This window comes from Arachidicoccus ginsenosidivorans (genome assembly GCF_007971385.1).
Classification (GTDB): domain Bacteria; phylum Bacteroidota; class Bacteroidia; order Chitinophagales; family Chitinophagaceae; genus Arachidicoccus; species Arachidicoccus ginsenosidivorans.
The window spans coordinates 3,304,027-3,315,502 of the sequence record NZ_CP042434.1 but is presented as its reverse complement, the minus strand read 5'-3'; the positions used below and the strand labels follow the sequence as shown (position 1 = coordinate 3,315,502).

The 11,476-nt window shown below is 43.4% G+C and carries 8 protein-coding genes; 2 read left to right on the top strand and 6 right to left on the bottom strand.

Going from position 1 to position 11,476, the window contains the following annotated elements:
• Positions 1-157: 157 nt before the first annotated feature.
• Complete coding sequence (locus FSB73_RS25005; RefSeq protein WP_225973993.1) at positions 158-3,562, bottom strand: glycosyltransferase family 117 protein; 3,405 nt, start codon at positions 3,560-3,562, stop codon at positions 158-160.
• Positions 3,563-4,241: 679 nt separating this feature from the next.
• On the opposite strand from FSB73_RS25005, the gene FSB73_RS13255 reads away from it, so the two are divergent.
• Positions 4,242-5,105 (top strand): SPFH domain-containing protein, encoded by an 864-nt coding sequence (locus tag FSB73_RS13255; RefSeq protein ID WP_146783011.1) that lies wholly within the window; start codon positions 4,242-4,244, stop codon positions 5,103-5,105.
• Positions 5,106-5,153: 48 nt separating this feature from the next.
• Positions 5,154-5,432, top strand: coding sequence for a hypothetical protein (locus tag FSB73_RS25000; RefSeq protein WP_225973992.1), 279 nt, complete (start codon positions 5,154-5,156; stop codon positions 5,430-5,432).
• A 36-nt stretch (positions 5,433-5,468) separates the two neighbouring features.
• Here FSB73_RS25000 and FSB73_RS13245 read toward each other — a convergent pair whose 3' ends face one another.
• The 5 genes from FSB73_RS13245 to FSB73_RS13225 all read right to left on the bottom strand — a co-directional run bounded on the left by FSB73_RS13245 (position 5,469) and on the right by FSB73_RS13225 (position 11,237).
• Complete coding sequence (locus FSB73_RS13245) at positions 5,469-7,193, bottom strand: sodium:solute symporter (RefSeq protein ID WP_146783008.1); 1,725 nt, start codon at positions 7,191-7,193, stop codon at positions 5,469-5,471.
• Positions 7,193-7,384 (bottom strand): hypothetical protein, encoded by a 192-nt coding sequence (locus FSB73_RS13240; RefSeq protein ID WP_146783005.1) that lies wholly within the window; start codon positions 7,382-7,384, stop codon positions 7,193-7,195. The genes FSB73_RS13245 and FSB73_RS13240 overlap by 1 nt, the downstream gene beginning before the upstream one ends.
• Positions 7,385-7,556: 172 nt before the next feature.
• Complete coding sequence (locus tag FSB73_RS13235; RefSeq protein ID WP_146783002.1) at positions 7,557-7,868, bottom strand: hypothetical protein; 312 nt, start codon at positions 7,866-7,868, stop codon at positions 7,557-7,559.
• Positions 7,865-10,054, bottom strand: a complete 2,190-nt coding sequence (locus FSB73_RS13230) for a PIG-L family deacetylase (protein ID WP_158639542.1) — start codon at positions 10,052-10,054, stop codon at positions 7,865-7,867. The genes FSB73_RS13235 and FSB73_RS13230 overlap by 4 nt, the downstream gene beginning before the upstream one ends.
• A gap of 283 nt (positions 10,055-10,337) precedes the next feature.
• The gene (locus FSB73_RS13225) at positions 10,338-11,237 is read right to left on the bottom strand and encodes an alpha/beta hydrolase (RefSeq protein WP_146782995.1); all 900 of its coding nucleotides are present in this window, start codon (positions 11,235-11,237) and stop codon (positions 10,338-10,340) included.
• Positions 11,238-11,476 lie beyond the last annotated feature (239 nt).

The following is an 11,476-nucleotide window of genomic DNA, read 5'->3' as shown; positions in this document are numbered from 1 at the left end:
GTTTAATATTCGCTTTATTTGCCCTTACGTTTTTACCCTTATTTATCATGGGCAAAAAATAGCCGCACAGAGCAGTTTTTTTTACTCGATGCGGCTATTTTATTTTGCTTCAGCCAGTTTTTACCCGCTAAAACTTATCTTAACATCTTTACAATTTTTATTTCCCCTGAACTGAACCTGTATCGCTACCAGTACTCACTCCGGCACCAGCACCAGCACCACCGCTGTCCATTGTTCTTAAAGAATCTGCTTTCTCCAGGTTATTTAATGGGGAAGCAGGATGGGCGTCTTTAGCGAGTTCATCCATCATGATGAGATACTGCGGATAACTGGTGGCTTCCCAATAGTAATTGCCGACCTTATCTTGTGGCAGGGAGTTAAAATAAGTCACTTCCTGCTGGATATCGGTTCTAAGCGATTTATCTACTTTTTTAGCCAGTGCATCATCCCCTGCCATATAAGCGGCCATTAGGAACTTCAGACTGGTCTGGTTATGCATACCCATTCTGGATGGCATACCATAAGGGAAGTTTTGTTCCAGCATCATTTTATCGGCCCTTTCCAGCAGTTTTTTAGCCTCTGCATGCTTGCCGGTTTTCACCATAGCAATAGCGGCATCTGCAAATGCTTCTCTGATCGTAATCAAATGACGTCTGTTTTCTTCATCAAAATACACACCTGGCAGATCTGCATTGCCAAAGACAAACTTTTTCATGAGTTTTTCATACATCCAGTCTGCATTGACGTTTTCTTTGAGCAGCCCCATAATTGAACCGTATTTGGCGCTAAAACGGTTGTAGGTAGAATCCGTACTTGTATTCACCGGTGCTACTGGCACCAGTCGGTAGCTCAACCCGTCTTTACGTAGGTAATTATCAAAGCCCAAACCGATCCCCTGATTCATGGTAAAATAAATCGGTCGTTTCCATTTATTGGAGGCAATGATATTTAAAATTGCCAGATCATTTTTAAACAAATTGTCTTTCGGAATGGTGAACTGCAATGCACTAAGAACGCTATCTGTCGGATTTACGGTACCGTTTTTCTCTACTTCGGCTTTATTGACTGGTAAGAATACATTTTTCACCGGGAAGGTGCTGTAGAAATTACCATCATTCATCTGCACCTGTTTCGTACGATCCTCACTGCCCACATAGTTTTTCATCATGTCATACAGATCATAATACCGGTCCTGCGGAAAATTCTTGGGTACAAAGACCACCTGGTTGCGGTTATCACCCTCAATTTGCTTTTTAGTCAGGATGACATCCACAGAATCGCTCTGGTTGACTTTGACGCGCAAGTCGTTGATATACCAGTCAATACCCAGTAAACTGGTATTGACTACACGGATATCCGGTCTGACGCCTTCTACCTCCTGTGCAAACCAAAGCGGATAGGTATCATTATCACCAAAAGTAAACAAGATGGCATTCGGTGCACAACTTTCCAGATAATCCTTAGCCAGATCTGGCGCCAGCGCTTTATTGCTGCGGTCATGATCATCCCATTCCTGGGCGGCCATCAGTGCTGGCACCGCCAGCAGACAGACAAGGCCTGCCAGTGTAGTGGCCACTTTTTGATTAGAAATCTTCTGGAACCAGTCTCGGACTTTAAAAACGCCAATACCAATCCATATCGCAAAAGCATAGGTGGATCCCGCATAGGCATAGTCTCGCTCTCTGGGTTCATTCCCCGCCTGATTCAGGTACATCACGATCGCAAAACCAGTCATAAAAAACAGCAGGAATGTAATGAGTCCATCGTCTCCCTTGCGCTTAAACTGGTAGAACATACCAATCAGTCCCAAAATCAGTGGGAGGGCAAACAGTACATTATGCGCCTTATTGATTTTGAGCGTCTCAGGCATCAGGGATTGATCCCCGTACATAAAATTATCTATAAAAGGAATACCCGTAATCCAGTTGCCGTCTCTGACATCGGAGATATTGTTTCCCTGCAGATCATTCTGACGACCGCTATAGTTCCAAAGGAAATACCTGAGGTACATATAATATACCTGATAGCCCAAAAAGAATTTAATGTTGTCTATAAAATTCGGGGCACGTTCGTAATGACCCTGTTGATCCTTGCCAATACCCAGGAAGTTCGCATAATAATCTGTTTGTCTTCTGTCTTTGCTGGTATTCCAGACGCGCGGAAAGACCATCTCATCATCCGGGCTATAGATAAAGGAGAATTTTTTGCCGGTAGGAATGTATTTAATTTTACCATTTTCATCTACACCCTTTTGATACTGCTGCGCTCCATAATAAGGTGCAATGGGCTGCGCCGTGAATTTCTGGCCGTATAACAAGGGGAAGTCTCCATACTGGTCACGCCCTAAATAGCCTTCCAGACTCATCGGATTATCCACATTATACATATCAATGGAAGGATTGGCGGTACTTCTGATCATAGTGGTCAGATAGGAGCTAAAGCCAATGAGCAAAAACACAATAGACCAGACAGCCAGTTTAACAAACTGCCAGTTTCTTTTTTTAGCAATCCTTAAGGCGAAAAACAGCACAACTGCCACGATCACAAAAAAGGTGATAAAACCGGAGAAAATAGGCAGGTTCAATGAATTAACAAAAAAGATATCCATGTGACCTGCCAGTTTAATGGAGGTCTGGATAACACCTATCTGGACAAATCCCAGAATAATAATACTGATCACAAAAAACATAAAGGCACCACCATATAATTCTTTCTTATCCTGATTGATTTTTTCAATACCAGGGACAAGTAATGCACATATAATGGCCCCAAATAGTATAAGCATCGCTACGGTCGCATCCATGGAAACGCCGGCGCTGCTGGCCACCGCACTGGCACTGATGAGCGCTGCGATAAAGCCCAGGCCGCCTCCGATCAGAATAATCCGGATAAAATATTTTCTGATTAACTTATAATTGAACTGATGTCTTTTCCTGAAATAAAAGATCATGACCACCGCTGGAATGGTGAGTAAATTCAGCAGGTGCACCCCTACGGCGAGCCCCATCATAAAGAAGATAAAGATAATCCACTTGTCAGATCCGGGTTCATCGGCTTTGTGCTCCCATTTGAGCATTGCCCAGAACACCAGTGCGGTGAAAAAAGCAGATAAAGCATATACTTCACCTTCAACTGCACTATACCAGTAAGAATCAGAAAAAGTATAGCCAAGTGCTCCTACAGCACCAGCCAGCATAATCATAATGACCTCATTTTGGGTCAGATCTGCCAATTTTCTGGTACCTTGTACAATTCTGCGGGCAAAGTGGGTAATGGTCCAAAACAAAAATAAGATGGCAAAACCACTGGCCAGCGCACTCATAACGTTTACCGCTTTGGCTGCATTTTCGGGATGATCCCCAAACAGCACAATAAAGAAACGTCCGATCAATACAAATAACGGGGCGCCTGGTGGATGGGGAATCTGCAGTTTATAGCAACTGCTTACAAATTCACCGCAGTCCCAGAAACTACCGCCTAATTCCGTGGTCAATATATAGGTTGCACAGGCTATCAGGCACACTGCCCAACCCACAAGGTTGTTCCATTTCTTAAAATTCATCTGAAATTAATTATACTGCTAATAATAAAATTATAAATGGTTATAAAATAACTGATTTTGGATTGACAGCAAACCTAAGGGAAAGTATTGATATTACAAGATAGCCCTATTAATATTTTTGTTAGAATTTCAAAAGAAATCCCCTGGTTTTCTGCTTTATGGAATAAAAAGGAGGTTATTGTATGTACTCACCCAAAATAGTTTGTAAGGCTATAATAATCAAGTTGTCCGTAGTTATAGCTGGCCCCATCCTTTTTTCTGATTTTTCGCCGCTGCTTTTTCCTTTTGTTTAGAGACAGTACTATTCTGGCAGTCTTGGTGCAACGCGTGATTGGCATGCCAGCCATTTATTAGCTTTTAGTTACTACTTTATTCATTACCAGGCCATTTGCCCGCTAGCGCCCATTAATAAATATTACTACCGTTAGTTTTATATATTATTATTACCAATAATTTGACTATAATAATAAAATTCGAGTATTTAAATCTACCCTCAGGGCACTGCCTTAAAGGAATATTATATCTATGCTTCATGGACCTCAATTATAGGGACCTACAGGCAATCATTTACAATCGACAAAAGCCGCCCAGCAAGTTTTATTAGCCCACGATATTTTTTTAGGTGGATTTAAACAAAATGATATATCTTTAATATCATTTTAATATCAAATTAATAATTATGGAAAAACTAGTCAAACCCATGTCGGGCTTTCTGGCCCTGCTGCTGGCCATTTTATTTTTTGCAGCCGGCATATTGCTTTTCATATATGCACCTGACCAAGTACTTTTGATGATCTGTGGCTTTATTTGTATGGTCGTCTTTATCTTTCTTATGAAAGGGCTGATGGTGATTAGCCCTAACCACTCCCGGGTATTAAATTTCTTTGGTAAGTATGTGGCTTCGGTAAAGGAAAACGGCCTGTTTTTCGTCAACCCTTTGTATTCAACCCAGAAAATCAGCCTTAGATCCAACAACCTGCAAGGCCAGATTCTAAAAGTCAACGATAAAATGGGCAATCCCATTGAGATTGGCGCCGTCATTGTCTGGCAGGTAGGCGACACTTATAAAGCTGCATACGAAGTCCAGGACTATGAAGGGTATGTCAAAATCCAGAGCGAGGCTGCGGTTCGTATGCTGACCGGAAGTTTTGCTTATGACAATCTGGAGGATGAACATGCAAGTATTACTTTAAGAGAAGGGGGTCATCAGGTCAATGAGATCCTGGAAAAGGAGCTCGCTGACCGGTTGGCACCGGCCGGCATCCGGATTATTGAAGCCAGGATCAGTCACCTGGCCTATGCCTCTGAAATCGCCGGCGCCATGCTGCAACGCCAACAGGCTACCGCCATTGTGGCTGCCCGCGCCAAAATCGTGGAAGGTGCCGTAGGGATGGTAGAAATGGCCCTGCAAAGACTCTCCGAAAGAAATGTGGTGGAACTCGATGATGACAAAAAAGCGGCGATGGTCAGTAACCTGATGGTGGTGCTTTGTGGTGAAAAGGCGGCCTCACCTGTCGTCAACGCAGGCACGCTTTATCAGTAAGGCGGGGTCTGTGCTAATTTATTTTATTCAATTTCAAAAGCGGTGGTAATGCCCGAGAAAAAGAATTTTGTATTAAGACTGAACAAGGCTACCTATAGCGCACTGGAAAAATGGGCAGCAGATGAGTTCAGAAGTGTCAATGGGCAAATTGAGTTTATCTTGAATGCGGCATTAAGGGAACAGTTTGGTAAAAATTACCCTGATAATTTTCGTAGACTAGAGCTAAGTAAGCCACCTGCTAAAGAGGATGAGCAGGTAAGGCAGACACAGACTGGCACTGAGACTAGGTCAGATAAAGAAGCTTCATCCAACAGTGGGGATAAGTAATATCACCAATTAATCTGATGTGTAATTTTTATTGCCTTAATTGTCAATTACTACTTGGGATTTTTTGGGCAGGAGCCATTCAAACACATATCCAAATAACATGGTCAGCAGGCAGCCAATGGCATTCAGCCAGAGAAAGGACACGATATCCAGGTTATAAATGAGTATAATAATGGCCTCCGTCAGGATGGCGGCCCAAAAGGCCGCCGCCCCTTTGACGGATTTCATAAAAAAGGCGATCATAAAGATACCCAGAATGGTCCCATAGAATAAAGACCCCAGCACATTGACCGCTTCAATCAGACTGCCGAGTTTATTGGCAAACTGGGCTATAATAATACAAAAGACGCCCCAGAAAAGTGTCATCCACCTGGAAGCTTTCAGGTAATGCGCCTCAGAGGCCAAAGGCTTTATGGATCTTTTATAAATATCAATGACGGTAGTAGAAGATAGAGAGTTCAGTGCTGCAGCGATAGATCCCCAGGCCGCCAGAAAGATAATCGCAAATAATAATCCGATCAATCCTCTGGGCAGATAATGGATGACAAAATTCAAAAAGATATAATTGGTATCATTGGTATCTGCTGCCGGATCAGCTTCTTTGATCAAGGTTTTAGCCTGCTCCCTTAACTGATCTGTCTTTTGCTGCAAATCGTTTAGCTTTTCTCTGGAACTAGCTACCTGAATCTTATCGCCCTTATGCAGCTGACCAACCAATGTAAGGGTTACTGCATGCTTCTGCCCGCTAATAGAATCAAATCGGCTTTGCAGACCATGCAATTGATGACTGATGACCGGATCTTCCACCTTTTGGAGCTGCATCTCATTAAAAGAAAGCGGGGCCGGCTGAAACTGGTAAAACGCGAATAATAAGGCACCGATTAGCAAAATCAGAAATTGCATAGGCACTTTGACCAGCCCGTTTAAAAGTAGCCCCATCCTGCTTTCCCTAATAGAACGCGCGGTTAAATAACGACCTACCTGGCTTTGATCCGTCCCAAAATAAGAGAGTGCCAGAAAAAAACCGCCGATCAGTCCACTCCATAAGGTATACTTATCCTGCCAGAAGCTATGATCCTGCACATTGGTCGGTGTTGTAATAACATTCAGCTTACCGGATTTGCCAGCAATATGCAGGGCATCTGAAAAACTAACGCCCTCTGGCAACAAATGAACGACCATATACCCTGCCAGTGCCATACCCGCAATAATAATAAAGAGTTGAAGTTTCTGTGTATGCGCGACAGCTTTCGTGCCCCCTAAAACGGTATAAATAATTAAAAAGCCACCCATAAAAATATTGGTCCAGTAAATGTTCCAGCCCAATATGGAGGATACAATAATAGCGGGTGCATAAATACTGATCCCTGTTGACATGCCTCTTTGTAGCAAAAATAAAAAAGCGGTCAGCGACCTGGTTTTCAGATCAAACCTGTTTTCAAGGAACTGATAAGCTGTATATACTTTCAATTTATGAAATAAAGGCACAAAGGCGATACAGATGACAATCATGGCAATGGGCAGGCCAAAGTAATATTGGACAAATCGCATCCCATCGGTAAAGGCCTGGCCTGGAGCAGATAAGAAGGTCACGGCACTGGCCTGTGTGCCGATAATGGAAAACAAAATCAAATACCAGGGCATAGATTTATTGTCCAGAAAATAGCTGTCTACATTACGCTGTCCCCGGCTCTTGTATACCCCATAAGAAATGATGACCAAAAAGGTCAAACACATGACCCACCAGTCCAGATTACTCATTAATCATAACGGTTCGTGAATAAATAAAATAACAGAATTAGTAAGGCCAGCACGCCAATCACCAATACATACCAGCTACGCCACCGCTTAAATAATGGCGGCCGGTTTTCGGGCGCGTCTAAGGGCTGCTTCGTGGGCGGCATTTTCGGTACCTGCGTTTTTTGTTCCGCTCCTATGGAATGCTCCTGCATACGTAATTACATTGTTGCATGAACCTGTAAAGCTTTTAACTGAAGGTTCATTCGTGTTTTTACTGTTATTTAGACCTTATTACATTTTTATATCATACATCATATCATTAATCATTTATCTTTATATTCTTTTTGTATAACCCGACCAGATTGCTGCGCCTTTTGGACTCAATTATTTGTCAGCTGTGGCGGGTTTGGCCAGTAAATTGACAAATAATCTGAAGGCGCCCGGAACGCCGGCAGGTAATTCCCTGAAAAAGTCCAGGCTGCTGTATACATATTTGCCTTTACCATAATCACAGACAATGGTAGAGCCGTCGAGCGGTCCACTGCCCTTGTCGTGCATCTCAAACAGCTTGCGGTAATGTGAATCCACATCTCCCGTAAAATAAAGACCCCGCTCCTGAATCCAACCGTCAAAATCTAAAGGCGTCAGCTTATTGGGATATTGCATGGATGGGTCACCTGGGAGCAACCACTTCACGGGGCATCTTCCTCAGTTACTCTATCACCAGTCACTGTAAAGGGATAAGGCCCCAGCTGATCGGTTACCATGCGTCCATTTTTATTATATTGGGTCACTAGTACACCACCTGCTTTAACATAATCCAATAGTTTACTTTGAAGCGCATGTAATAAAGGATTGATATTATAGGCCCTGATCCCTGTAATGATTGCATCAAATTTTGCCAGCTGCTGGCTGGAAATAGCAGCAGAAGTAATCGGTGTTATTTGATAGCCCAGCTGCTCCAATGCCTGCGGGACTAAATCTCCTGCCCCTTCTATATAAGCAATGTTTTTACCGGTGGTTTTAATATCCAACCCTACCAAACGGGCGCTCGCCTCAGGAAATAAGGTAATGGTTGGGATATGACTGTGTTCAATTACTTTAATCCCCCTGTTATATGATTTTCCCTCAACGGTCGCTGTAAATTTTGCGTCCAGACTGACCGAGTTTGTAAGTCCTGGTTTTAACTGCACCGTATACACCAGATCCCGGCTATCGCCTGCTTTTGCCAGCTCAAATGGCAAATCATTTTGCCGGACTTCAAACTGATCGGGTACCTGCAAATGTAAGCTCCCCGACTGCTGATCCTTAAAGGCTTTGATTTCTGTACGGATAATCTTTACGGGTTGCTCCTGACTGCATACCACTACCGGGTCTTCTATATTGATCGTCACCGGTGGTGCAATGACCAGCGGTTGGTATAACTCTCCTTTTACAGCGTCCGTATGGCGGTAACTGACCGGTAGATTAAGACTTAAGTCTGTACCTGCTATTTGTAGTTGTAGGTTAGCCGTATAAGCTGGTGGGTTCATGGGTCTTGAGATCAGCTGCAAACTGTCTGGGCCGCTTACGCTATAATAACCCGGAGGATGTGGCTGTTTTAACCAGTAAGGCTGGGTAATAGGCGCGTCATTGGGTACACGCAGCGGCACATTTTTGGTGTAATCTTCTCCAGTCTTGAGTATTTGATTGATCGCTATTGACTGATTTGCTAACTGCAGGCTTTTTAGTTCAACAGGTATATTTGCCCGGTTAATCGCCCTGATTTGAATCGTATTGGTTGTTCCTTCGGCCAGCACGGCTTCATTGGTGGTGGCATCTGCAAATAAGCCGAGGCAGGCAAAAATCAGTTGTTTTGCCTCTGCCATTTTAACATTTTTCCAGTGACTGTCGGGTAATGCTTTTATCGCAGTATAGATTTTGATCAGCGTTTGTACGCTGGACGCAGGCACTGCTGGTTTAAACTGCTCATTGGCTTGTTGAATTAACTCGGCGATCTTTTCCCCTCCGGCTATTCTACCCCAATTCGTCTCAACGCCGTCTAACAGGGAATTTTTAGGTGCTGCACCTTCGATGGTTTTAAAATACTCCACACGTTTACCCATATAGGGAGCTACACCAAAACCTTGACTTTTGTGCATACTTCGGCTTGCCGCTGCAATCTCACCATAGCTTTGACCAAGTAAGGCGTTATACCCGCCGGTAGCAATATGAAACTGATCCGGCCGAGTTGTATTTGCATGTCCAAAATTAAAGGTATTCCATAGTAACCTTTTAGCCTGCCAGGGTTTTACATATTGCAGTTGCTGCTTAAACTCATTGGGATCAGCCGCTGCTTTAAAGGCCTCGTGCGCCAAAATTGCGGAAGTCCAGTGATGACCGTGACCTGCCCTGGCGTCTTCTGGAAAGCGGGTAATGATAATATCCGGCTGAAATTTGCGGATCACCCAGACGACGTTTGCCAGGACTTTGTCATGTCCCCAGAATTTCAGGGTCTCTGTTGCACTTTTGGAGAATCCGAAGTCGTTGGCTGTCGTAAAAAATTGCCGGCCACCATCAATACTTCTGGCTCCCAGCAGTTCTTCTGTGCGGATCAGCCCCAGTTCACTCCCCTGTTCGCTGCCAATTAGATTCTGACCTCCATCTCCCCGGGTACAGGACAGATAAGCCGTCTCATACATTTTCCCTTTAGAGAGATAGGCGATTAACATGGTATTTTCGTCGTCAGGATGAGCGGCCAGATAAAGTACCCTTCCCAGTACGCCTAATTTTTCCAGATGAAATTTAATCGTAGCTGCATCCCACTGAGGCGGTTTCTGTGCCTGACAAAGCGTGGAAATGCAACCTATAAGTAGTAATAACCCTATTCTTACATATCTCATGTGCTGTCTTTCTTTGTGTTTAAATTTTAAGCAGGTCGCCTCCTGGCTATTCATACACATAACGTCCCCCTGCCTAGCAGAAACTCGCCCAAATTAGTCAATATTTGGTGTTAATGATGCGTTTTAAAGCCTAAAAACATTTAAAATATTAAAATCAGCAAATGATTTTTGTACAAACAGGCCTATTTTTTAGAAATTATGCTAAAAAATAGGCCTGTTTGTTTAATTACTTAGAATGTCACACCCGCTCTTGCTATCAGCTGGAAAGCTGTTTAGAAAAGTGTTATTTGATCCACCCCTTGAACCGAAGCCAATCTGCTGCATAATCGAACCAGTGACTGTTTGCCGGTTCTTCGGGAAAACCATGCCCTCCCTTGTCAAATAAATGCATGGCAGCGGACACATGGTGTTTTAGAAGCGCCTGATAAAAAAGCAAGCTATTTTGAACCGGTACCAAGCCGTCATCGGTCGCCTGTAAAAGCAAGGTGGGTGGTGTATACTTTGACACCTGCATATCACTGGAAAAATAATCTTTCATCTTTTGCGAAGGGTGTTTGCCTAATAATGCATTACGAGACCCCATATGGGTTACGCTGTCCTGCATACTGATCACCGGATAGACCAGAATCATAAAATCTGGGCGTAATGAACTATGACTTGGATTGGCGATAATGGCAGTATCAAAATGGGTGCCCAGCGAAGAGGCCAGGTGGCCCCCGGCAGAAAAACCAATCACACCAATTTTTGCCGGATCTACCTTAAATTTTACAGCATTTTCTCGAACGAGCTGAATCGCTCTTTGAGCATCCTGCAGTGGGCCAAAACGCTTATCCAACATTGTTCTATCATCAGGCATGCGGTATTTGAGCACAAAGGCTGTTATGCCAATCGAATTTAATTTTTCAGCGACCGACGAGCCTTCATGCACCATCCAAAGGCCTTCATAACCGCCTCCGGGGCAGATAATAACAGCGGTTCCATTTGCTTTACCCGCAGCGGGCGTATATATGATCAGTTGGGGTTCACTGACCTTATGGTGAACCTGCTGATTTTCTACATACTCCAGGTTTTGCGCAGGCTTGCTGCCAGGTACAGTCCCAGTGTAAAGATTCATGGTACTTTGTGAATAGGCAAGGCTAGTCACTGCTAAAAAACTGCATAATAATAAAAAGCGATTTTTCATGGATCTTAAATTATAAGTGATCGTTAATCCAAAGATACAATTTGCCCTTCAAACAGTATCTGACAATCATTTTGAATAGCGTATCTAAAGCTTATTGAAGAAAATCACACCATGCAGCGACAATCGAGGCTGAGTTTTTGTGTAGTTCCCATTGCTTAAGAGCCACTTCAAAAAATGCTGCTATTATCCTTTTTTGCCAACTATGCTGATTTTAAATTGTGCATGATCCTTTTTTGTGA

Coding starts and splice junctions, on each gene's coding strand:
- FSB73_RS25005 (WP_225973993.1), bottom strand. CDS start 3,562: ATGAATTTTAAGAAATGGAACAACCTTGTGGGTTGGGCAGTGTGCCTG.
- FSB73_RS13255 (WP_146783011.1), top strand. CDS start 4,242: ATGGAAAAACTAGTCAAACCCATGTCGGGCTTTCTGGCCCTGCTGCTG.
- FSB73_RS25000 (WP_225973992.1), top strand. CDS start 5,154: ATGCCCGAGAAAAAGAATTTTGTATTAAGACTGAACAAGGCTACCTAT.
- FSB73_RS13245 (WP_146783008.1), bottom strand. CDS start 7,193: ATGAGTAATCTGGACTGGTGGGTCATGTGTTTGACCTTTTTGGTCATC.
- FSB73_RS13240 (WP_146783005.1), bottom strand. CDS start 7,384: ATGCAGGAGCATTCCATAGGAGCGGAACAAAAAACGCAGGTACCGAAA.
- FSB73_RS13230 (WP_158639542.1), bottom strand. CDS start 10,054: ATGAGATATGTAAGAATAGGGTTATTACTACTTATAGGTTGCATTTCC.
- FSB73_RS13225 (WP_146782995.1), bottom strand. CDS start 11,237: ATGAAAAATCGCTTTTTATTATTATGCAGTTTTTTAGCAGTGACTAGC.